This is a genomic window from Brevundimonas sp. FV1ye28, from assembly GCF_058681135.1.
This window is the reverse complement of the sequence record NZ_CM178731.1, coordinates 514,953-536,287: the sequence shown is the minus strand read 5'-3', so window position 1 is coordinate 536,287 and position 21,335 is coordinate 514,953. Positions and strand designations below refer to the sequence as shown.

General features: G+C 65.8%; 29 protein-coding genes and 2 tRNA genes. 3 read left to right on the top strand and 28 right to left on the bottom strand.

Annotated elements, in window-relative coordinates; translation table 11 throughout:
• Nucleotides 1-8: 8 nt before the first annotated feature.
• The 25 genes from rplR to ACW171_RS02545 form a co-directional block, all read right to left on the bottom strand.
• The gene (rplR, locus tag ACW171_RS02665; protein WP_492095557.1) at nucleotides 9-371 is read right to left on the bottom strand and encodes a 50S ribosomal protein L18; all 363 of its coding nucleotides are present in this window, start codon (nucleotides 369-371) and stop codon (nucleotides 9-11) included.
• Nucleotides 372-374: 3 nt separating this feature from the next.
• Complete coding sequence (rplF, locus tag ACW171_RS02660) at nucleotides 375-908, bottom strand: 50S ribosomal protein L6 (protein ID WP_492095556.1); 534 nt, start codon at nucleotides 906-908, stop codon at nucleotides 375-377.
• A gap of 2 nt (nucleotides 909-910) precedes the next feature.
• On the bottom strand, nucleotides 911-1,309 hold the full coding sequence (rpsH, locus tag ACW171_RS02655; protein WP_271085879.1) for a 30S ribosomal protein S8: 399 nt from the start codon (nucleotides 1,307-1,309) through the stop codon (nucleotides 911-913).
• A 14-nt stretch (nucleotides 1,310-1,323) separates the two neighbouring features.
• A complete protein-coding gene (gene rpsN / locus ACW171_RS02650; protein ID WP_298158567.1) occupies nucleotides 1,324-1,629 on the bottom strand; it encodes a 30S ribosomal protein S14 in 306 nt (101 codons plus the stop codon).
• Nucleotides 1,630-1,648: 19 nt separating this feature from the next.
• Nucleotides 1,649-2,209 (bottom strand): 50S ribosomal protein L5, encoded by a 561-nt coding sequence (rplE, locus tag ACW171_RS02645; protein WP_492095555.1) that lies wholly within the window; start codon nucleotides 2,207-2,209, stop codon nucleotides 1,649-1,651.
• On the bottom strand, nucleotides 2,209-2,517 hold the full coding sequence (gene rplX / locus ACW171_RS02640; RefSeq protein WP_492095554.1) for a 50S ribosomal protein L24: 309 nt from the start codon (nucleotides 2,515-2,517) through the stop codon (nucleotides 2,209-2,211). Before rplX ends, rplE begins: the two co-directional genes overlap by 1 nt.
• 2 nt (nucleotides 2,518-2,519) lie before the next feature.
• On the bottom strand, nucleotides 2,520-2,888 hold the full coding sequence (gene rplN / locus ACW171_RS02635; RefSeq protein ID WP_421731331.1) for a 50S ribosomal protein L14: 369 nt from the start codon (nucleotides 2,886-2,888) through the stop codon (nucleotides 2,520-2,522).
• 18 nt (nucleotides 2,889-2,906) lie between these two features.
• Complete coding sequence (rpsQ, locus tag ACW171_RS02630) at nucleotides 2,907-3,158, bottom strand: 30S ribosomal protein S17 (RefSeq protein WP_492095553.1); 252 nt, start codon at nucleotides 3,156-3,158, stop codon at nucleotides 2,907-2,909.
• Between the two features lie 9 nt (nucleotides 3,159-3,167).
• The gene (rpmC, locus tag ACW171_RS02625) at nucleotides 3,168-3,365 is read right to left on the bottom strand and encodes a 50S ribosomal protein L29 (RefSeq protein ID WP_492095552.1); all 198 of its coding nucleotides are present in this window, start codon (nucleotides 3,363-3,365) and stop codon (nucleotides 3,168-3,170) included.
• A complete protein-coding gene (gene rplP / locus ACW171_RS02620) occupies nucleotides 3,365-3,805 on the bottom strand; it encodes a 50S ribosomal protein L16 (RefSeq protein WP_492095551.1) in 441 nt (146 codons plus the stop codon). Before rplP ends, rpmC begins: the two co-directional genes overlap by 1 nt.
• Nucleotides 3,806-3,810: 5 nt before the next feature.
• Nucleotides 3,811-4,560 carry a 30S ribosomal protein S3 gene (gene rpsC / locus ACW171_RS02615; protein ID WP_492095550.1) on the bottom strand — a complete coding sequence of 250 codons (750 nt, stop codon included), beginning with the start codon at nucleotides 4,558-4,560 and terminating at the stop codon, nucleotides 3,811-3,813.
• A gap of 1 nt (nucleotide 4,561) precedes the next feature.
• Nucleotides 4,562-4,942, bottom strand: a complete 381-nt coding sequence (gene rplV / locus ACW171_RS02610) for a 50S ribosomal protein L22 (RefSeq protein ID WP_492095549.1) — start codon at nucleotides 4,940-4,942, stop codon at nucleotides 4,562-4,564.
• Nucleotide 4,943: 1 nt separating this feature from the next.
• Nucleotides 4,944-5,222, bottom strand: coding sequence for a 30S ribosomal protein S19 (gene rpsS, locus ACW171_RS02605; RefSeq protein WP_271146908.1), 279 nt, complete (start codon nucleotides 5,220-5,222; stop codon nucleotides 4,944-4,946).
• Nucleotides 5,223-5,224: 2 nt separating this feature from the next.
• Nucleotides 5,225-6,058 (bottom strand): 50S ribosomal protein L2, encoded by an 834-nt coding sequence (rplB, locus tag ACW171_RS02600; RefSeq protein WP_492095548.1) that lies wholly within the window; start codon nucleotides 6,056-6,058, stop codon nucleotides 5,225-5,227.
• 4 nt (nucleotides 6,059-6,062) lie between these two features.
• Nucleotides 6,063-6,365, bottom strand: coding sequence for a 50S ribosomal protein L23 (locus tag ACW171_RS02595; protein WP_298158548.1), 303 nt, complete (start codon nucleotides 6,363-6,365; stop codon nucleotides 6,063-6,065).
• Entirely contained in the window at nucleotides 6,365-7,033 is a 669-nt protein-coding gene (rplD, locus tag ACW171_RS02590) for a 50S ribosomal protein L4 (RefSeq protein WP_492095547.1), read from the bottom strand. The genes ACW171_RS02595 and rplD overlap by 1 nt, the downstream gene beginning before the upstream one ends.
• Nucleotides 7,030-7,782: a 50S ribosomal protein L3 gene (gene rplC / locus ACW171_RS02585; protein WP_492095546.1), complete on the bottom strand. Its 753-nt coding sequence runs from the start codon at nucleotides 7,780-7,782 to the stop codon at nucleotides 7,030-7,032. Before rplC ends, rplD begins: the two co-directional genes overlap by 4 nt.
• A gap of 23 nt (nucleotides 7,783-7,805) precedes the next feature.
• Nucleotides 7,806-8,111, bottom strand: a complete 306-nt coding sequence (gene rpsJ / locus ACW171_RS02580; RefSeq protein WP_003164367.1) for a 30S ribosomal protein S10 — start codon at nucleotides 8,109-8,111, stop codon at nucleotides 7,806-7,808.
• 385 nt (nucleotides 8,112-8,496) lie between these two features.
• Nucleotides 8,497-9,447, bottom strand: coding sequence for a GIN domain-containing protein (locus tag ACW171_RS02575; protein WP_492095545.1), 951 nt, complete (start codon nucleotides 9,445-9,447; stop codon nucleotides 8,497-8,499).
• Nucleotides 9,448-9,700: 253 nt separating this feature from the next.
• The gene (locus tag ACW171_RS02570; RefSeq protein ID WP_492095544.1) at nucleotides 9,701-10,633 is read right to left on the bottom strand and encodes a cupin-like domain-containing protein; all 933 of its coding nucleotides are present in this window, start codon (nucleotides 10,631-10,633) and stop codon (nucleotides 9,701-9,703) included.
• 11 nt (nucleotides 10,634-10,644) lie between these two features.
• Nucleotides 10,645-11,787 carry a GNAT family N-acetyltransferase gene (locus ACW171_RS02565; RefSeq protein WP_492095543.1) on the bottom strand — a complete coding sequence of 381 codons (1,143 nt, stop codon included), beginning with the start codon at nucleotides 11,785-11,787 and terminating at the stop codon, nucleotides 10,645-10,647.
• 216 nt (nucleotides 11,788-12,003) lie between these two features.
• Nucleotides 12,004-12,906, bottom strand: coding sequence for a hypothetical protein (locus tag ACW171_RS02560; protein WP_492095542.1), 903 nt, complete (start codon nucleotides 12,904-12,906; stop codon nucleotides 12,004-12,006).
• A gap of 444 nt (nucleotides 12,907-13,350) precedes the next feature.
• Complete coding sequence (gene tuf / locus ACW171_RS02555) at nucleotides 13,351-14,541, bottom strand: elongation factor Tu (RefSeq protein WP_492095062.1); 1,191 nt, start codon at nucleotides 14,539-14,541, stop codon at nucleotides 13,351-13,353.
• 63 nt (nucleotides 14,542-14,604) lie between these two features.
• A tRNA-Gly gene (locus tag ACW171_RS02550) sits at nucleotides 14,605-14,678 on the bottom strand.
• Between the two features lie 94 nt (nucleotides 14,679-14,772).
• Nucleotides 14,773-14,856 (bottom strand) — tRNA-Tyr (locus ACW171_RS02545).
• Between the two features lie 112 nt (nucleotides 14,857-14,968).
• On the opposite strand from ACW171_RS02545, the gene rlmB reads away from it, so the two are divergent.
• The 3 genes from rlmB to ACW171_RS02530 all read left to right on the top strand — a co-directional run bounded on the left by rlmB (nucleotide 14,969) and on the right by ACW171_RS02530 (nucleotide 17,288).
• Nucleotides 14,969-15,874, top strand: coding sequence for a 23S rRNA (guanosine(2251)-2'-O)-methyltransferase RlmB (gene rlmB, locus ACW171_RS02540; RefSeq protein ID WP_492095541.1), 906 nt, complete (start codon nucleotides 14,969-14,971; stop codon nucleotides 15,872-15,874).
• 44 nt (nucleotides 15,875-15,918) lie between these two features.
• Entirely contained in the window at nucleotides 15,919-16,734 is an 816-nt protein-coding gene (locus ACW171_RS02535; RefSeq protein ID WP_492095540.1) for a TerC family protein, read from the top strand.
• A gap of 104 nt (nucleotides 16,735-16,838) precedes the next feature.
• Nucleotides 16,839-17,288 (top strand): hypothetical protein, encoded by a 450-nt coding sequence (locus ACW171_RS02530; protein WP_492095539.1) that lies wholly within the window; start codon nucleotides 16,839-16,841, stop codon nucleotides 17,286-17,288.
• Here the strand turns inward: ACW171_RS02530 and ACW171_RS02525 are convergent, their stop codons facing one another.
• From ACW171_RS02525 to ACW171_RS02515, 3 genes are all read right to left on the bottom strand, one after another.
• Nucleotides 17,289-18,002 carry a 2OG-Fe(II) oxygenase gene (locus tag ACW171_RS02525; protein WP_492095538.1) on the bottom strand — a complete coding sequence of 238 codons (714 nt, stop codon included), beginning with the start codon at nucleotides 18,000-18,002 and terminating at the stop codon, nucleotides 17,289-17,291. It abuts the gene before it with no gap.
• Entirely contained in the window at nucleotides 17,999-19,702 is a 1,704-nt protein-coding gene (gene metG / locus ACW171_RS02520; protein WP_492095537.1) for a methionine--tRNA ligase, read from the bottom strand. Before metG ends, ACW171_RS02525 begins: the two co-directional genes overlap by 4 nt.
• Before the next feature lie 83 nt (nucleotides 19,703-19,785).
• Nucleotides 19,786-21,141 (bottom strand): MATE family efflux transporter, encoded by a 1,356-nt coding sequence (locus ACW171_RS02515; RefSeq protein ID WP_492095536.1) that lies wholly within the window; start codon nucleotides 21,139-21,141, stop codon nucleotides 19,786-19,788.
• Nucleotides 21,142-21,335: the final 194 nt, after the last annotated feature.

The window sequence follows — 21,335 nt, the reverse complement described above, 5'->3', positions numbered from 1 at the left end:
TGCGGTCCTTAGAAGTTCAGGCCGGCTTCACGCGCGGCATCCGCCAGCGCCTTCACCCGTCCGTGATAGATGTAGCCACCGCGGTCGAAGACCACTTCGGTGACGCCCTTCTCGATGGCGCGCTGGGCGACCAGCTTGCCGATCGCAGCGGCGGCCTCGACGTTGGAGCCCTTGGAGGTGCCGGCCTTGTCGCCTTCCAGCGACGAGGCGGAAGCCACCGTGATGCCCTTGAGGTCGTCGATGACCTGGGCCGAAATGTTCTTGTCCGAGCGGTGCACGGACAGGCGCAGGCGACCGTTGCCCATCGCCTTGAGGCGACGGCGGTTGCGCTCGGTGCGCTTCTTGGCTTGTTGTTGCAGAGAAAGAGCCATGACTTACTTCTTCTTGCCTTCCTTGCGACGGACCTTCTCGCCCGCATAACGGACGCCCTTGCCCTTGTAGGGCTCCGGCGGACGCAGCTTGCGGATGTTCGCGGCCAGTTCGCCGACGACCTGCTTGTCCGGGCCCGAGATCTTGATCTCGGTCTGCTTAGGCACAGCGAAGGTGACGCCGGCCGGAGCCTTGACGTCGACTTCGTGCGAGAAGCCCAGTTGCAGCGACAGGTCGTTGCCCTTCAGGGCGGCGCGGTAACCGACGCCGACCAGCTCGAGCGTGCGCTCGAAGCCGTCCGTGACGCCGACAACCATGTTGTCGAGCAGCGTGCGCGACAGACCCCACATCGCGCGAGCGCGCTGGGTGTCGGCGCGGATCGCCAGGTTGATTTCGCCGTTTTCCTGGGTGACTTCGACTTCGTCAGCGACAGTCCACGAACGTTCGGCCTTGGGGCCTTTCACGGTCACGAGCTGGCCGTCGATGGTGACGGTCACGCCTTTCGGCACGGTGATGGGACGTTTTCCGATACGGGACATCTTTAGTAGACCCTGCAGAGGACTTCGCCGCCGACGTTGGCGTCGCGAGCGGCGGCGTCGGACATGACGCCCTTCGAAGTCGAAAGGATCGAGATGCCCAGGCCGTTCTTGACCGGCTTCAGGTCGGTGATCGCGGAATAGACGCGGCGGCCCGGCTTGGACACGCGAGCGATTTCAGCGATGACCGGCTGGCCGTCGAAGTACTTGAGCTCGATCTCGAACTGCGGGAACTCGCCGGGGTTCTGAACCAGCGAATAGCCGCGGATGTAGCCTTCGTCCTGCAGCACGTCGAGGACGCGCTGGCGCAGACGGGAGGCCGGGGTGAGCACTTTCGAACGCTTGCGCATGGCTGCGTTCTTCATGCGAGCGATCATGTCGCTCAGGGGATCGTTGATCATCATGTCTGTCGCTCCCCTTACCAGCTGGACTTCGTCAGGCCCGGGATCTGTCCCAGGTTGCCGAGTTCACGCAGGGCGATCCGGCTCATCTTGAGCTTGCGATAAAAGGCGCGCGGACGGCCCGTCACCTCGCAGCGGTTACGGATACGGACGGCGGCCGAGTTACGCGGCAGCTCGGCCAGCTTCAGGCGAGCGTCGAAACGCTCTTCCAGAGGCAGGCTCTCGTCGTTGGCGGTCGCCTTGAGGGCGGCCCGCTTCGCGGCATACTTCGCAACCATGGCCTTGACCATCTCGTTGCGGTTTACGGCGCTTTTCTTTGCCATTTTGCTTTTCCCTTCCCGATCAGTTCTTGATGAACGGGAACTTGAACTCGGTCAGAAGCGCGCGCGCCTCGTCGTCAGTCCTGGCCGTGGTGCAGACGATGATGTCCATGCCCCACATCTGGTCGATCTGGTCGTAGTTGATCTCCGGGAACACGATGTGCTCCTTCAGACCCATGGCGTAGTTGCCGCGACCGTCGAACGACGTCGGCTTCAGGCCACGGAAGTCCTTCACGCGCGGCAGGGCGATCGTGATCAGACGGTCGAGGAACTCGTACATCTGGTCGCCGCGGAGGGTGACCTTGCCGCCGATGATCATGCCTTCGCGCAGCTTGAAGCCGGCGATGGAGTTGCGGGCCTTGGTGGCAACCGCCTTCTGGCCGGCGATCTGCGTCAGATCCTTGAGGGCCGCATTGGCCTTCTTGGAGTCGGCGACAGCTTCACCGATGCCCATGTTCAGGACGATCTTGTCCAGCTTCGGCATCTGCATCGGGTTGGTGTAACCGAACTTCTCGGTCATCACGCCCTTGATGCGCTCGGCGTACTCGGTCTTGAGACGCGGGGTGTATTTGGTATCGGCCATCAGATGACGTCTCCAGTCGTCTTGGCGAAGCGAACCTTCTTGTCGCCTTCCATGCGGAAGCCGACGCGGCTCGCCTTGCCGTTGGCGTCGGCGATCGCGACGTTCGACAGGTGAAGCGTGGCTTCCTTGTTCTTGATGCCGCCCTGGGGGTCACCCTGGGACGGACGGGTGTGGCGCTGGACCATGTTCACGCCCTGAACCAGGACGCGGTTTTCGGTCGGCAGCACCTTGGTGACTTCACCGGTGCGGCCCTTGTCCTTGCCGGTCAGGACGACGACGCGGTCGCCTTTTTTGATCTTGGCGGCCATGGTTACAGGACCTCCGGGGCCAGCGAGATGATCTTCATGTGGTTCTTGGCACGCAGTTCGCGAGGAACCGGGCCAAAGATCCGCGTGCCGACCGGCTCGTTCTGCTTGTTGACGATGACGGCTGCGGACTTGTCGAAGCGAATGACGGAACCGTCCTTGCGCTGGATGTCCTTGGCGGTGCGCACGACGATGGCGCGAACCACTTCACCCTTTTTGACGCGACCGCGAGGAATGGCTTCCTTGACGGCTGCGACGATGGTGTCTCCGACCGAGGCGTAGCGACGCTTAGCGCCGCCGAGCACCTTGATGCACATGACCCGGCGGGCGCCCGAATTATCGGCCACTTCCAGGTTAGTTTGCATCTGGATCATAGTGTCAGATCCTTCTGATTACGAGGCCGAGGCCGGAGCATCCTTGGACAGGACCTCCCAGCGCTTCAGCTTGGACTTGGGGGCGCACTCGACGATGCGGGCGATGTCGCCTTCTTTGAAGGCGTTCGCCTCGTCGTGAGCGTGGTACTTTTTGGACAGGCGCACGATCTTTTTCATGACCGGGTGCAGCAGCGTGCGTTGGACGACGACGACGACGGTCTTGTCGCCCTTGTCGGACACAACCACACCTTCCAGGATACGTTTGGGCATGGTGTTTCCTTACGAGGCCGAACGCTTCTCACGCAGAAGCGTGGAGATGCGTGCGATGTCTTTGCGAACTTCACCAACGCGGTGAGTCTTTTCCATTTGGCCGGTGGCCGCCTGGAAGCGCAGGTTAAATTGCTCTTTCTTCAGCAAGAGCAGCTGGTCGCCCAGCTGGTCGTTCGTCTGCGAGCGAAGGTCAGCGATCTTGGTCATCAGGCGGCAGCCTCTACATGCGCGATGCCGGCATCCAGGCGGGTGACCACCTTGGTGCGGACCGGCAGTTTGGCGGCGCCCAGACGCAGGGCTTCGCGAGCCACGTCGTCGGCGACGCCGTCGATTTCGAACAGGATCCGGCCCGGGTGGCAACGCGCCGCCCAGTGGTCAACGGCACCCTTGCCCTTACCCATCCGGACTTCGGCCGGCTTGCCCGTGACGGGCAGGTCGGGGAAGACGCGGATCCAGACACGACCCTGGCGCTTCATCTGGCGGGTGATCGCGCGGCGGGCCGCTTCGATCTGACGCGCGGTGATGCGTTCCGGCTCCAGGGTCTTCAGGCCGTACGAACCGAAGTTCAGCGAGAAGCCACCCTTGGCGGCACCGTGGATCCGGCCCTTGAAGGCCTTACGGTATTTGGTTTTCTTAGGCTGCAGCATTTTCCTTAGCCCTCACGGCCACGGCGGGGACCACGGTCACCGCGCGGGCCACCACGTTCGCGGCCTTCGTTGGACGACGGACCAGCGGCTTCCAGAGCCCAGCGCTTGTCCTGTGCCATCGGGTCGTGCTCGAGCACTTCACCTTTGAACACCCAGACTTTGACGCCGATGATGCCGTAGGTCGTCTTGGCTTCGATGAAGCCGTAGTCGATGTCGGCGCGCAGGGTGTGAAGCGGCACGCGACCTTCGCGATACCATTCCATCCGCGCGATTTCCGCGCCGCCGAGGCGACCCGAGACGTTGATGCGAACGCCCTTGGCACCGAGACGCATGGCCGACTGCATCGAGCGCTTCATGGCGCGGCGGAAAGCGATCCGCCGTTCCAGCTGCTGAGCGATGTTCTCGGCGATCAGCTGGGCGTCGGTCTCCGGCTTGCGGACTTCGACGATGTTCAGGTGAACTTCGCCTTCCGTACGGGCCGAGATGTCCTTGCGCAGCTTCTCGATGTCAGCGCCCTTCTTGCCGATCACGACACCCGGACGGGCGGCATAGATCGTCACACGGCACTTCTTGTGCGGACGCTCGATGATGATGCGCGAGACGCCGGCGGCGTTCAGGCGCTCTTTCAGCCAGGTACGAAGCTTGATGTCCTGGTGAAGAAGGCGAGCGTAGGTCGGGCCGTCGGCGAACCAGCGGCTGTCCCACGTGCGGTTCACGCCGAGGCGCAGACCGATCGGATTGATCTTGTGACCCATATCAGGCGGCCTCGCCGGCTTCACGGACCACGATGGTGATCTCGCTGAACGGTTTCAGGATACGCGACGAGCGACCACGAGCGCGGCTCGCGAAACGCTTCATCACCAGGTTCTTGCCCACGAAGGCCTCGGACACGATCAGGTTGTCGATGTCGAGGTTGTGGTTGTTCTCGGCGTTGGAAACAGCCGAGTACAGGACCTTGCGAACGTCGTCCGAGATGCGCTTGCGGCTGAACTCGAGCTCGTTCAGCGCGCGCTGCACAGGCATGCCGCGGATCGAGGCGGCGACCAGGTTCAGCTTCTGAGGGCTGATCCGGACGTTCGTCAGCTTGGCGCGGGCTTCGGTCTCGCCGACGCGACGGGTGTTGTTGGTCTTTGGCATCTTACTTCCGCTTCGCCTTCTTGTCCGCGGCGTGGCCGGGGAACGAACGGGTGGGCGAGAACTCGCCCAGCTTCATGCCGACCATGTCCTCGTTCACGTGCACGGGAACGTGCTTGTGACCGTTGTGGACGCCAAAAGTAAGGCCCACGAACTGCGGCAGGATGGTGGAGCGGCGCGACCAGGTCTTGATCACGTCCTTGCGGCCCGACGTCTGAACGGCGTCGGCCTTCTTGAGCAGATACCCGTCGACAAACGGGCCTTTCCAGGAGGAACGAGCCATCTTTAGCGAGCCTTCTTAACGTGGCGGGTACGGATGATGTATTTGTCCGTCGCCTTGTTCTTGCGGGTGCGGGTGCCCTTGGTGTCCTTGCCCCACGGCGTAACCGGGGTACGACCACCAGAGGTCTTGCCTTCACCACCACCGTGCGGGTGATCGACGGGGTTCATGGCGACGCCGCGAACGTGCGGACGGAAGCCCATGTGACGAACGCGACCGGCCTTGCCGAGGTTCTGGTTCATGTGGTCGGCGTTCGAAACGGCGCCCACCGTGGCCATGCAGCCGTCCAGAACCATGCGCAGCTCGCCCGAGCCGAGGCGGATCTGGGCGTAGCCCTGATCGCGACCCACCAGCTGGGCGTAGGCGCCGGCCGAACGGGCCAGCTGAGCGCCCTTGCCCGGCTTCATTTCCACGCAGTGGATGATGGTGCCGACGGGGATCGAGCGGAGCGGCATGGCGTTGCCAGGCTTAACGTCCGTCTTGTCGCCGGCCACGATCGTGTCGCCCGCCTTCAGGCGTTGCGGCGCGATGATGTAGGCCTTTTCGCCGTCCTCATAGGTGATGAGGGCGATGAAGGCGGTGCGGTTGGGGTCGTACTCCAGCCGCTCGACGGTCGCCGTCTGGAACTTGCGACGCTTGAAGTCGATCTTGCGGTACAGGCGCTTGGCGCCGCCGCCGCGGAAGCGGACCGCGATACGACCACCGGCGCCCCGGCCGCCCGACTTGGTCAGGCCTTCGGTCAGCGACTTCTCGGGACGGCCCTTGTGCAGTTCCGAGCGGTCGATCAGCACCAGGGCGCGACGGCCCGGCGAAGTCGGATTGTATGATTTCAAGGCCATCTGATTAGAGCCCCGTCGTGACGTCGATCGACTGGCCGTCAGCCAGCGTCACGATCGCTTTTTTGATGTCGACCCGACGGCCCATGATGCCGCGGAAGCGCTTGGTCTTGCCCTTTTGAACCAGGGTGTTGACCTTCAGGACGTTGACCTTGAACAGGCTTTCGACCGCAGCGGCGATCTCGTCCTTGGTCGAGGTTCCGGCAACGCGGAACACGACCTTGTTTTGCTCCGACAGGATCGTCGCCTTCTCGGTGATGATCGGCGACAGGATGGTGTCGTAGTGTTTGGCGGTGGGTTGGGCAGCCATTATGCGGCGTCCTTCTCGGCTTGCTCGCGACGCGACGGCTTCATGTCGGCGTAGCGGGCTTCGATGGCTTCAACGGCCGCCTTCGAGAGCACCAGTTTGTCGGCGCGCAGGATGTCATAGACATTCAGGCCGGCGTTCGGCAGCACGTGGATCTGCGGGATGTTCCGCGAAGCCAGGGCGAAGTTCTCGTCGACTTCCGGTCCGGCGATGATCAGCGTGCGGGTCCAGCCCAGCTTGCCGAAGGTCTCGCGCAGAGCCGAGGTCTTGGCGTCCTTGACCGTCAGGGCGTCGACCACGACGAGGTCGCCGCTCTTGGCCTTGGACGACAGGGCGTGGCGCAGAGCCAGGGCGCGGACCTTCTTGGGAAGGTCGAAGCCGTGATCACGAACGACCGGGCCGAAGGCGCGCGAACCGCCGACGAACTGCGGTGCACGGCGCGAACCGTGACGAGCGCCGCCGGTGCCCTTCTGCTTGTACATCTTCTTGCCCGTCCGAGAGTTCTCGTTGCGGGTTTGAACCTTGTGGGTGCCGGAGCGGCGCTTGGCCAGCTGCCAGTTGACGTAGCGGGCCAGCAGGTCGCCGCGAATGTCGGTGATGCCGAAGACGGCGTCCGACAGTTCAACGTCGCCCAGGGCCTTGCCGTCGAGGTTGATGCTCGAAAGTTTCATGCTTCACCGCCTTCGACGGTTTCGACCGCTGCCGGCTCTTCAGCAGGCGTTTCGGCCGGAGCGGCTGCAGCAGCGCCCTTGGTCTTGAACGAACCCGGGAACGGCAGATCGGCGGACGGCTTCTTGTGCGCGTCGCGGACCTTGACCCACGAGCCTTCGTGGCCGGGGACAGCGCCCTTGACCAGGATCAGGCCGCGCTCGGCGTCGACACGGACGATGGTGAGGTTCTGGGTGGTGACGATCTCGGTCCCGTAGTGACCGGCCATCTTCTTGCCCTTGAAGGTCTTGCCCGGATCCTGACGCTGGCCGGTCGAACCGTGCGAACGGTGCGACAGCGAAACGCCGTGGGTGGCCCGCAGACCTCCGAAGTTCCAGCGCTTCATGGCGCCGGCGAAGCCCTTACCGATCGTCTCGGCCTGGACATCGACCTTCTGGCCGACGACGAAGTGGTCGGCCGACAGGGTCGCTCCGACGTCGATCATGGCGTCGTCCGACACGCGGAACTCCATGACGACGTGCTTCGGCTCGACTTCCGCAGCAGCGAAGGTCGTGCGTTGAGCTTTGTTCGTATTTTTTGCCTTCTTGGCCCCGGCGCCCAGCTGCAGGGCGACGTAGCCGTCCCGCTCCTGAGTGCGTTGGCCGACGACCTGACAGTCGTCGAGCTGAAGCACAGTGACCGGAACGTGCGCGCCGTCTTCGGCGAACACGCGGGTCATGCCCAGCTTCTTGGCGATCACGCCCGTGCGCATTATCGGATCCCGCCTTTGTTTCTTTAGATCTTGATCTCGACGTCCACGCCGGCGGACAGGTCGAGCTTCATGAGCGCGTCCACGGTCTGCGGGGTGGGGTCGACGATGTCGAGGACACGCTTGTGCGTGCGGATTTCAAACTGCTCGCGCGACTTCTTGTCGACATGCGGCGAGCGGTTCACGGTGAACTTTTCGATCAGGGTCGGCAGCGGGATCGGACCACGAACTGTGGCGCCCGTGCGCTTGGCCGTATTCACGATTTCGCGCGTCGAAAAGTCGAGGACGCGGTGATCGAAGGCCTTGAGCCTGATGCGGATGCTTTGATCCATATCGGTCGTATTTCCCAAGCAGGCGAACCTGCGTCCTGTGAACCATTTCAAAGACCGGAGCCCAAGGGTCGAGACCCTTCAGGTACGCACTTCGCAAAAACGATTGGCCCACGCAGTCCCCCGCGAAGGCCATGAAGTCCCAAGAAGCTGCAAAGAACAGGCGCTTAGGTCGTTCCTGCGAACTGCGTCTGCGGTTGCCCGCACAGCCAGTCCAACAAGAGTTGGCGCTTATGCCGATTGATTCCGATTTGGTCAAGCGGCTCGGGCGCGATCCATACGACTTTCTGTGGCTCCGAAGGGGATGTTCAGGAAACTGGACGGCAAGACGGCCCGGGCGGTTCCACTCGCCCGGGCCGTCGCTTTCAGCAGACCGAGTTCAGGAGACTCAGTTGCCGATTCTCACTCGGCCGCCGCCCATGACAGACTGGGACACCGAGCCCAGGACCCGAGCGACGCGGACATCGCCGCCGCCGACCAGGCTGGCGTCGAGGCTGGCGACCGTACCGGTCACGGTGATGTTGCCCGAGCCGGCGATGGAGGCGTCCAGCGGGCCGGCGTCGCCGGTGATGGTGATGTCGCCCGATCCACCGATGGCCGCATCGACCTCGACGGGTCGGCCGCCGTTGACGCGGATGTCGCCCGAGCCGCCGATCGCCGCGTCGACCTTGCCCGAGGCGCTGGTGACGATGATCGTGCCCGAGCCCCCGATGGCGGCTTCCAGATCGCCGGTGGCACCGGCCGTGATGTTGCCCGAGCCGCCGATGGAGGCGTCGAGGCTGCGCGAGGTTCCGGCGCGGATATTCCCCGAACCGCCGATCGAGAGGTCGGACGCGCCTGAGGTGTTGGCCACGGTCCAGTCGCCGCAGCCGCCGCTGCCCAGTTCGATCGAGGTCGCGCCGCGACCGATGGAGCCGAAGACGGCCGATTGCTCGGTCGAGACGTCGACGGCGGGTGGGGTGCGGATGACGATCAGGGGGGCGGCCTCGAGATTCACCCGGCCGTGGCGGCGGACCTCGACCGAGGCGCCCTCCCCCGGCTGGCGGGCGTCGGCGGGGCCGCTTTCGCAGCGGCGGAAGGCGTTGCGGCCGAGGTTGCCGTTGATGCGGACCTCGTCGCCGTTGCGGGTCACTGTCGGCAGGGGCAGGCCGCCGGAGCCGGGCTCGATCTCGACGGCGATATCGCTGCGGTTCTCGACGATGACCACCACGCGGGCGGCGGCGTAGCGAATGCGGACTTCGCGGTCGGCGGCCGATGCCGGGGCTGCGGCGCCGAGGGCGGCCAGCAGGGCGACGGATGCTGCGGCGGTGGCGCCAATCTTAAAGGCGGGGGCTTTCATGACGTGGGTTCCTCTCCAAGGCTTGAGACGAACCTGACCCTGCGGTGAACGGAAGTCAGTTTAACTCGACGTCATGACCTCGAATTCACCTGAGCAGGACGTCTCCCTCCCACTCCGGGGGAGGGTGGCCGGAGCGAAGCGGAGGTCGGGTGGGGGCGGCAAAGTCAGACCCACAGGCCTTTGTCCGTCTCACCGGCCGCCCCCACCCGGTCGCTGCGCGACCACCCTCCCCCGAGTGGGAGGGACAAACCTGTCAGTTCTGTAAGGCCCCTGCCCCGTCGGCAGCCCCGGCTTCAGGCGTGAAATCCCGCTCGAAATGCTCGATCCGGCTCTTCAGACCGCCGACGCGGCGCAGCGCCAGTGAGGCGGCCCAGCGGGCGGCCAGCTCGGGCGTCGACATGGTATCGGTGAAGCGCGGGCGCCCTCCCCGGCTGCGGATCACGGCATTGGTGTAGATGGCGCCGTTGCGGAACCGCGTGGGCCAGGTCTGGAAGTCCATCGACAGGCTGACGCAGAACTTGTCGAGGTTCTCGACCCGGTGGGGCGCATAGAGGGGCCAGGTCAGGGCCTCGCCCGGTTCCAGGTCCATGACCTGGGCGTCCGCTTCGAAGGCGCGGGTGTAGGGCAGTTCCTCGGTCGTCTGGCGGGCCACGACCTGTTCCATCGCCTTCTCGGGCAGATGGGCTTCGTCGCCCGGATATATAAAGAGGCGCTTGCGGCCCCGCAGGTGGAACAGGACCACCCCGGCGGCGTCGAAATGATACGGCACCTTGGCGACCGGTGACGAGATGATCAGCTGGCCGGCGTTGGTCACGGCCTTCATGCCGGGATAGGTGGCCTGGATCTTCCTGAACTCACCCATGGCCGCGTGCCAAAGGTCGGGACACCCGGCCTCGGCCTGGCGCAGGTTGACCCACAGCCGTCCGGCCTGGATCGCCGCGAGAAGCTGGTCGCCCGACAGGCCGCCGCGTGCGCCGGTGCGAAGCGAGACCTGACCCTCGTCGTCGTAGTCGTAGAGGTTGATGTCGAACAGTTCGGCCGGATAGCGGTGCAGGATCTCGGCCAGGGCCTCGTCCGTGGCGAAGCCCTGGTCGACCAGGGCGTGGGGGTGTTTCGCGGCCTGGGCGATCGGGCCGGGATAGCGGGTGCGGCGGCCCAGGCCTTGAGGGCGCGTGTTCTGGATCATGCTCATCTCGATCAGGCGGCGTGGCGCGCGCCGCCCACCTTCTTCATGGCCGCACCGGCGGCGACGACCGCGCCCATCAGGCGGTTGGCGGGTGTCGTCTCGCAGGCCTCGATGGCGGCCCAGCGACGGCGCACGCTGGTCCGCAAGCGTTCGCCCTTGCCGCCAGCCGTGTTCAGCAGGCCCACGGCTGCGTCCGACAGCATCGACCCGACGCCCGGCTTCAGGATGACGGCCTCGCGGACCGACTGGGTCGCGTTGCAGAAATACTTCTTGTAGCCCTCGCCGCCGAAGCCGAAGTCGAAGACGCGGAAGCCGGCCGCGCAACCCAGCCGCATCGTGTCCATCGTCAGCAGGATGCCCGGCGAACAGCGCGCCAGTTCGGGCACATAGGCGGGGAACCAGAAATGGTAGCGGTCGCCGGCGTGCAGCGAATATTCGATCGCCGTCAGGCGGTCTCCGGCCCACAGAGCGGCCATGGAGGCGCCGAAGTCCTCGTGCTCCGAGGCCATCAGTGCGTGCAGCAGATCGCGGGTCCAGCCGCAGGCGAAGATGTCGTGGCGGTTGGTGCGGGCGTACTGGTCCCGCTTCAACTGAATCAGTTGGTCCAGCAGAGCCGGGTCGCGCAGATCGCGCTCGACGCGGATCGGCCCCAGCTCGGTCTCCAGGCTGCGACGGGCGCGCTCCTTGTCCTTGAAGTATTTGCCCCAGGTCGAGCGACGCTCGGCGTACCAGGCGTCGTAACCCTCCTCGGGCGTGACGGTCATCAGGGTCTCGCGTAGCTCTCCGGCGCCCGACGGCCCGACCCAGGCCGAGACGTTCAGGCGAGGGGCGTTCAGCAGGGCCGCGACGGTCGCCAGCGACGGCGCCTCGCCCGGCATGGCGATGACGCCGTGGTAGTCGTTCATAGGCGCGCCGAGCGGCTGGATCGCCGAACCGCGCCGCTGGTGCGGGAAATAGCCGATGGTGCGACCGCCCTTCGACAGAATCGCGACGGCGGCGTCCGGGCTGATGCGGGCCGCAATCTCGGTGAACTCCCAGCGGAAATAGGGGCTGGCCAGATCGGGGTTGGCCTCGACCATGGCGCGCCACAGCACCCGGTCGGCGACCGTCAGCTGGGCCGCCTTGACGACCTCGATCTGTAGCGTTTCGGGCATGCAGGTCTCCGGTGCGCCCCTTCAAGCAAGGCGCGTTCCTGCGGTCGATCTAGCCCAGCCCCCGTTTCGGCCCGGTATAATGACGTGGTGAACGAAACCTTGGGAGCCAGGACACGGATAGAGCGTTGCTCCGACACTCAGGAGCTTGACCATGACCGACCCCGCACGACCGCCGCGCCAGACCGAGAACGAAAACCAGCGCCCAGACGGCGACGGTCATTCCCCCCGCCCCGCGACCGAGCCCGCCGGGTCCAAGGGATCGAGCAACTCCGGCGAGACCGCGACCGATCCGGCGACGGGCAAGCCGAACGCGTAGGTTTGCTGGCTTTCGTCATTGCCCGGTTCGACCGGGAAAATAGGCGGCGTACAGGACGATTGGCTCAGGCAGGCCGTGTCAGAGACAGGCTCGGGCTCACCCGCGCCGCGGCGGTCCCCGATCGCGCTTTGTTCGTCGGAGGCTGACGAAAGAGGCGGGGTGTCGGTCTCCTTCAGCGTCACCCGTTCCCGCCCGTCGGATGAGGCGGAACCGTCAGGCCTGGGTTTCCGGATCAGTTCGCCGTCCCGGGTGATGGTGAAACCGCGAACCGGGCCCTGGTCTTCCAGACTCTCGTCGAATTCAGAGTCCAGATAGTCCCCAGAGTCCCGTTCGTTGTCCCGTTCCTTCTCCTCGGCCTCGATATCGCGGGCGCGCTGGCGGATCTGATAGGTTCGGGCCTCTTCCTCCTCGGCCCAGCGGCGCAGTTCGGCGTCCCGGACCTCAATGATCTCCGCAACCTTGTGCCAGCGCATGAACTCGGCGGAATCCCCGCGGAGGACGGCGCGCATCATCCGCCCCTCGGCGACGCCCGACAGGTCGCCCCATTCGATCAGGTCGAGATTTCCGCACATCCGGTCTTCGAGAATCCGGCCCTCGTCCCAGGGATCGAGCGACTGAGGCGGGATCCAGGCCTGGTCCGAGCGTCGCCAGCCTTCGCGAGCCGCCCGATTGCGCAAGGCCGACAGGCTCACACCATGCCGCCGGCAGCAGTCGGGCCCCGACATCCCTGCCAGATAATCCTCCTGCACCCGCGCCCAGACCTCGTCCGGCGCTGACGTCCGACCCTGTGGTTTTTCGCTCATCTGTGCCTCCCGATGAAAGGAGACAGTGTGAGGGGGTTTCAGGGGGCGTCAGGTATTTGGGGTCTCAATCGAGAGGGGCTTTGATTGAATGGAGGAATTCGGTCGATCCTTTGCCAACTCGGGCGGTCTAGCGCTTTCCTTCTCCCCCTGCGGGAGAAGGTGGCCGAGCGAAGCGAGGTCGGATGAGGGGTCACGCCGACGTCTGAGATCTGTTTGGATTCGCCAACCGCCGGTACGACCCCTCATCCGTCAGCCTTCGGCTGCCACCTTCTCCCGCAAGGGGAGAAGGGCAAAGCCAAGAAAAAGGCCCCGCCGGATTGCTCCGGCGGGGCCTCTTCAGATCGGTCCGAAGACTGTCAGCCCTTCGCTTGCGCTTCGGGCGTTCGTCGCGGGGATCGCATGCGATCCCATCCGCCGCGCAAGCGCGCGACGCAGCGCTTCGAACTACTCGACGATCTTGGCGACGACGCCGGCGCCGACGGTGCGGCCGCCTTCACGGATGGCGAAGCGCAGGCCCTGGTCCATGGCGATCGGGGTGATCAGCTCGACGGTCAGCTCGGCGTTGTCGCCCGGCATGATCATCTCGACGCCTTCCTTCAGGTGAACGATGCCCGTCACGTCCGTCGTGCGGAAGTAGAACTGAGGGCGGTAGTTCGTGAAGAACGGCGTGTGACGGCCGCCTTCTTCCTTGGTCAGGATGTAGGCTTCGGCAAGGAACTTGGTGTGCGGGGTGATGGAGCCCGGCTTGCACAGCACCTGGCCGCGCTCGACGTCTTCACGCTTGGTGCCGCGCAGCAGCACGCCGACGTTGTCGCCCGCCTGGCCTTGATCCAGCAGCTTGCGGAACATTTCCACGCCGGTGCAGGTCGTCTTCTGAACGGGGCGGATGCCGACGATTTCGACTTCCTCACCGACCTTGACGATGCCCTTTTCGACGCGGCCCGTGACCACGGTGCCGCGGCCCGAGATCGAGAAGACGTCTTCGACCGGCATCAGGAAGGGCAGGTCGACGGGACGTTCCGGCTGCGGGATGTAGGCGTCGACGGTTTCCATCAGCTTCAGCACCTGCTGTTCGCCGATTTCCGGATTCACGCCGTCGGTCGCGGCCTTGGCCGAACCCATGGTGATCGGGATGTCGTCGCCCGGGAACTGGTAGGACGAAAGCAGCTCGCGCACTTCCATCTCGACGAGCTCCAGCAGCTCCTTGTCGTCGACCAGGTCGACCTTGTTCATGAAGACGACCAGGGCGGGCACGCCGACCTGACGGGCCAGCAGGATGTGCTCGCGGGTCTGGGGCATCGGGCCGTCGGCGGCCGAGACGACCAGGATCGCGCCGTCCATCTGGGCGGCGCCGGTGATCATGTTCTTCACGTAGTCGGCGTGGCCGGGGCAGTCGACGTGAGCATAGTGACGGTTGGCCGTCTCATACTCGACGTGAGCCGTGTTGATCGTGATGCCGCGGGCCTTTTCTTCCGGCGCAGCGTCGATGTCGGCATAGGCCATGGCCTTGGCGCCGCCGGCCTTGGCCAGGGTCATCGTGATCGCCGCCGTCAGCGTCGTCTTGCCGTGGTCAACGTGACCGATGGTGCCGATGTTGCAATGCGGCTTGGTGCGTTCGAACTTTTCCTTGGCCATGGCCAAACTCCTGATGGCCCTGGCCCAAGACGGGAATGGGGGCGCTGGTGCGTATCAAAAATATGGAGCGGGTAGACGGGATCGAACCGACATATTCAGCTTGGAAGGCTGCTGTACTACCATTGTACTATACCCGCACGGAGACGGCCTCAGGTGCGGAGCCTTCGTGAGAAGGCCTGACCCTCGACCGCCGACCCGATATGGGGTCCGATCCGTCGTTCCGAAAGCGCGTGGTGGGGGAAGTAGGACTCGAACCTACGAAGCTTACGCAGGGGATTTACAGTCCCCCCCCTTTGCCACTCGGGACATTCCCCCAGCGCGTTTTCGAACCAATCGGACACAAAAGCTTTCGGTCTCTGACACGCCTAGGATAGAGGGGGCGCCAGACCCGAAAGCCCTAGGGCTCCAAATCGGAGGGCGTCTTATAGTGTCGAGAAATCCAGAACGCAACGACCGGAAATCGGGTAAAAATGCGCCCGGAAAAACCGGTGATCGCCCCCGAAAGACCGGAGCTCCGGACGGGGCCAAGGGGCCGGATCGGGGCGGGTGGAATCCCAATCCGCCGACCAAGGGATTCACCACCGGAGCCCCGCGTGCCGGGCGCGGCAAGGTGGATGCCGACGGCTTCGTCTGGGGCCGCCATCCCGTCTTGGCGGCGCTGGAGAACCCGGCGCGCAAGGGTATGGGCCGCCTGCTGGCGACCGCCGACCGCGCCGCCGAACTGGAACGCGACGGCATCCCCAACGGCCACAAGGTCGAGGTGATCGATTCGCTCGCGCTGGAGCGGATGCTGCCCGTCGGTGCGGTGCACCAGGGCCTGGCCTTCAAGGTGCAGCCGCTGGAAGGCGTCGCGCTCGAGGACTTCGCGGACCCGGCCGAGGGAATCATCGTCATGCTCGACCAGCTGACCGATCCCCAGAACGTCGGCGCCATCTTCCGTTCGGCGCTCGCCTTCGGGGCCAAGGGAATCGTGGTGCAGGACCGCCATTCGCCGGTGCTGGCCGGGGCCCTGGCCAAGGCGTCGGCTGGGGCGACCGAACGCCTGCCCTGCGCCCGGGTGACGAATCTGTCGCGCGCGCTGGAGACCCTGGCCGAGATGGGCTGGCGCGCGGTCGGGCTGGACGGATCGTCCGACGAGACCCTGGAGAGCGCGCTGGATCACCGGCCGACGGTTCTGGTCATGGGCTCGGAAGGCGACGGTATCCGCAGGCTGGTCGCAGAACACTGCGACGTCCTGGCGAAAATCCCCATGCCGGGCGGGTTCGAGAGCCTGAATGTGTCGAACGCGGCGGCCGTGGCGCTGTATGAAGCGTCGCGCAAGCAACAGGGCTGATGCGGCGGCTTGGCGCAGGCCGACACCGGCGCTAGAGACCGATCATGGAATTTTTCAGCTCTCCCGAATTCGCCAGCCAGCTGTCCGCGCTAGGAAAGGTGCTCGCCATCGACCTGGTCCTGGCCGGCGACAATGCCGTGGCCGTGGGTCTGGCCGCAGCCGCCCTGCCTCAGGAACAGCGCCGCAAGGCGATCCTGATCGGTCTGGCTGCGGCCGTCGTGCTGCGGATTCTCTTTGCCCTGGTCACGGTGCAGCTGCTGGCCATCATCGGCCTGCTGATCGCGGGCGGGGTGCTGCTGCTGTGGGTGTGCTGGAAGATGTGGCGCGAGCTGCAGGAGGCCGCGACCCACGACCAGGCCGAGGCGCAGGCCGAACTCGAACTCGCCATCGCCATCGAGCACGGCAAGGGCCCCTCGCCCGAGGAGATGGGGCTGAAGCGCAAGACGTTCGGCGCTGCCCTCATCCAGATCCTGATCGCCGACGTGACGATGTCGCTGGACAATGTGCTGGCCGTGGCGGGCGCGGCGCACGACCACCCGTGGATCATGGTCTTCGGCCTGGTGCTGTCGATCGGCCTGATGGGCGTCGCGGCGACCTATATCGCCAAGCTGCTGACCCGCTTCCGCTGGATCGGCTACGTCGGCCTGGTGATCGTTCTTTACGTCGCCCTGCACATGATCTGGGACGGCTATCGCTCGACCGTGGTCCGGGCTCTGGCAGTCGAATCGCACAATGCCTCGGCGCCCGCCTTCCTCGATATCACCGCCGCAGAGGTGCAGAAGTCCTGCCGGCCTGAGGTGGGCGAGAAACTGACCGTCTGTCTGGCCCAGCGGGCGATCGCCAAGCCTGACGCGACCTGACGCAACCGCCGCGTCGGCTTCCTCTGTTTCGACGACGCTTCTAGGGTCTCGGCGACGATCAGGGCGGAATGATTCCGGCGGTCGCCGACCCTTTGGAGTTCGCGATGAGCCTCGTCCTTCTGTCCCTGTTGCTGGCCGGTCCGATGACGGGCGGCGCCGAGCTGGCGACGCCTGCCCCGGTCGTCCAGGGCGCGGTGCGCGGCGTGCCGGTCGGCGATCCGCAGCGCCGCGTCCTGCTCGACACCATCCGCCCGGCGATCGAGGGCCATATCCATCAGCCGGTGCAGTTCGTCGTCGACACGCTGCGGATCCAGGGCGAGTGGGCTTTCTATGCCGGTCGCATCCAGCAGCCGAACGGTCGCCCGATCGACTTCTCGCGCACGCCCTATGCCGAGGCGATGGAGGAAGGGTTCTTCGACGGGCCTACCACCTACGCCCTGCTGCGACGAACCGGAGGCCGGTGGCGGCTGGTGGACTGGGTCGTGGGGCCGACCGACGTCTATTACCTGGGCTGGCCCGCCAGCGAAGGCGCGCCCAAAGCCCTGTTCGAATAGTCAAACGCCGCGCAGCCAGCCGGTGATCGACACGCGGTCGGCGCCGGCGGACAGGGCGACCTGGGTCACCGAATGGGGCGCAGGCACCTTCAGCAGGTTCAGGGTGTTGAAGCGCGGGGTGAAGGCCTCGGCGACATTGCCCTCGGCATCGTGGAAGGCCAGAAGGCCGCCCCAGTCGATCCGCCAGCCGGGCGTCAGGCCCAGGACATAGGCGTAGAAGCGGTTCTTCCCCTCGGCCGTGTCGTCGTGCTCGGTGAGGAAATGGCCTTTGCGGAACCGGGTCAGCTGGGCGTCGGCCATGGCGATGCGGGGTTCGCCGGTCGCCTGTCGCATCAGGCCCAGGAAGGCGTCGCCGTTCAGGAAGCCGACCAGATCGGCCCAGACGGGCTCGGCGGTTCCGGCCTCGGCCGTGTCGTAGATCGGGTGGTTGTCGAACAGGTACTGGAAGTCGTCGGTCGCCGCGTTCTGCACCGCCTGCCCCAGGGCCTGACGCTGTTGCGGCTCCAGCGAATGGAGCCAGGCACCGGGCAGGTCAACGTGACCGGTCGAGCGGCGGGTGACGACGTTGAAGTCGGGGCGGTCCGCCTCGGTGCGCAGGTGGTCGGCGTAGGCGACGGTCAGCAGATCGTGCAGCTGGGCGCGGCCGGTGGCGGCGAGGCGCGCACGCACCGCCGAGAGAGTCGCCGGCGAATGCTCCGCCAGCGCGGGCTTCACTGGGTGCCGCCGAACCGTTCGGTCCACTCCGCGACCTGGACGTCCTCGATCTTCTTGAACAGGACCTCGGCGGCCGCGACAGTCTGGCCGCGCGGCAATTGATCCAGCAGGTTCGCGTCGGCCGATGGCCAGCTGAGGTCCGTCTCGCCCACGGCGGCGGCGATCTTTTCGGCCGAGAAGGGCATGACCGGGGCCGCGATCCGAGCGAACAGGGCGACGAGGTTCAGGCCGGTGCGGACGCCCACGGCGGCGCGATCGACATCGGTCTTGAAGGCGGTCCAGGGCGCGGCTTCCTGCAGGTACTCGTTGCCCAGCACCCAGACGGCGCGCAGGGCCTGACAGGCTTTGCGGAACTCCATGGCCTCGAAGGCTTCGGTCGCCTCGGCCAGGCCGGCGCGGATGTCGGCGTCCAGCTTGGCTTCCAGCGGGCCGGGTTCGCCGCCCTCGGGGACGACGCCGTCGAATTTCGCCTCGGCGAACTTGACGATGCGATTGACGAAATTGCCCAGAACGTCGGCGAGGTCCTTGTTGGTCGAGGCCTGGAAGTCCTCCCAGGTGAAGGCCGAGTCGGAATGCTCAGGCCCGTAGGCCGTCAGGCGCCAGCGCCAGTAGTCGGCGGGCAGGATTTCCAGCGCCTGGTCCATGAAGACGCCGCGCTTCTGGGACGTCGAGAACTTGCCGCCGTACCAGTTCAGCCAGTTGAAGGCCTTCAGCGTATCGACCGTCTTCCAGGGCTCGCCGGAGCCCAGAATGGTGGCGGGGAAGCTGACGGTGTGGAAGGCGACGTTGTCCTTGCCCATGAACTGGACGTAGCGGACGTCGTCGGCTCCCTCGTCGGTGCGCCACCAGTCGCGCCAGGTCGTGCCGTTGGCTTCGGCCCACTCCTCGGTCGCGCCGATGTATTCGATGGGGGCGTCGAACCAGACGTAGAAGACCTTGCCCTCCATACCCGGGCGCGAACCGCCGTCGGGACCGACCACCGGCACGCCCCATTTCAGGTCGCGGGTGATGCCGCGGTCGATCAGGCCTTCGTCCAGATGCTTCAGCGCGATGGACCGGGCCAGGGTCTGCCAGTCGGACTTCGATTCGATCCAGGCGCGGATGCGGTCCTCGATCTTGGTCTGCAGCAGATAGAGGTGGCGGGTGTCGCGGACCTCAAGGTTGGTCGAGCCGGAGACCGACGAATAGGGGGCGATCAGGTCGGTCGGATCCAACAGGCGGCCGCAGTTGTCGCACTGGTCTCCGCGCGCGCCGACATGGCCGCAGTGGGGGCAGGTCCCCTCGACATAACGGTCCGGCAGGAAGCGGGCGTCGTCGATCGAATAGATCATCCGGTCGACGCGTTCCTCGATCAGGCCGTTCTCCTCCAGCACCTTGGCGAAATGTTGGGTCAGGCGACGGTTGGGCTCGCGCGAGGAGCGGCCGAACCAGTCGTAGCTGAGGCCGAACGCCTGCCCTGCCCGCTTCTGGATCTCGTGCTGTTCGTCGCAATAGGTCTGGACGTCCTGGCCAGCGGCGGCGGCGGCCAGTTCGGCCGGCGTGCCGTGCTCGTCCGTGGCGCAGATGTAGAGGGTCTCGTGGCCTTGGGCCCGTTTGAAGCGGGCGTAGACATCCGCCGGCAACATGGAGCCCGCGAGATTCCCCAGATGCTTGATGCCGTTGATGTAGGGCAGCGCCGAGGTGATCAGGATGCGGGACATGGATCCGAGGGATTAGGGATTAGGGATTAGCAGGGGTTAGTGGCGAGTGCCGTCGCGGTTCGCAACCCCGATGCCTGCATTCCCTAGTCCCTAAGCCCTAAGCCCTTGGCACGCCGCGCCACCCGCACGAAGCGGCCCGTCAGCAGTGTGGACGACACCAGGCTGGCGATGATGACGGCCCAGACCAGGCCGTCCACGCCGATCTGGTGCGCCAGGACCCAGCCCAGCGGCATCATGATGCCGCCATAGGCGACGAAATGCATGATGGTCGGCCACCAGACGTCGCCCGCCGCGCGGTTGGCCTGGGCCGCCACCACCTGAATGCCATCCGCGACGAAGAACAGGGTCGCAAGCACCACGGCCGGGGCGGCGATGGCCAGAAGCAGCGGATCGCGATTGTAGGCCCCGACCAGCAGATGCGAACTGGGCCAGACGACCAGGGCGACGACCAGGGTCAGGGCGGTGACCACGCCGATGCCGACGAGGCCGGCGCGCAGGACGGCTGTGCGATCTCCGCTTCCATAGGCCCGGCCGACCACCACCGCAGTCGCCGAGGACAGGCCCATGGGGATCATGAAGACGATGGCCGAGATGTTCAGCACCACGGCCCAGGCGGCGGTCTCGTTCGTGCCGATCTGGCCGGCGATGAAGGTCATGGCCGCGAAGGCCGCGACCTCGATAAAATAGGAGGAGCCGCCGCCGTAGCCGATCTTGCGCTGTTCGGCGGCGGCCTTCGGATCGGGCTTCGGCTTGGTGAAGATGCCGAGCGCCCGCGCCTCTGGCAGGCGGACGATGTAGACGACCAGGAAGATGGCCAGGGCCGCGCGCGCCGCGAAGGTGGCCCAGCACGAGGCCGTCGCGCCGTTCAGACCGATGCCGAGAATGTCGGGCACCAGCAGCAGGTTGAGCGCCAGGTTGACGGCGTTGGCCACCCACATCGCGACCATGCCGGGCTTGGGCCTGCCGAGCGCCTCGAGGAAAAACTGAGCCGCGACCGAGATCAAATAGGCGGGCATGGACAGGGCGAGGACGATCAGGGCCGGACCGGCGCCCTCGGCCAGGCCGGTGTCGAGATTCATCTGACGCAGCAACCAGGGGCCGGTGACGATCAGGGCGATACAGGCTGCGATCCCGATCTGAAGCGCATAGGCGAAGCCGCGCCGCAGGACCGCGCCGACCTCCGCGCGCCGACCTTCGCCCAGCATCCGGGCGGTCATGACCTGGACCCCGAACAGCAGGCCGACGGCGGTGACGACGATGACCGAATGGGGAGCCCAGGCCAGGGAGTGGAAGGCCAGTTCGCGCGAGGCGTATCGGCCGACCACGATGGCGTCGGTCAGCCCCATGGTCATGATGCCGATCCGCGCCAGCACTACCGGCCAGGCCAGGGTCAGAAGCGCCTTGGTGGTGGAGCGGGTGGCGGGGCTGAGGAAGGGCATGGGAGGCGGCGGAGACCACGTCGGCGCAGGAAGGTCAACACGATCCTTCTCCCCTTGCGGGAGAAGGTGGCCGAGCGAAGCGAGGTCGGATGAGGGGTCATGCTGACGGCGGAAGTCAGCCCGGCCAGCCGTCATTCCGGCCGCCGGTGTGACCCCTCATCCGTCAGCCTTCGGCTGCCACCTTCTCCCGCAAG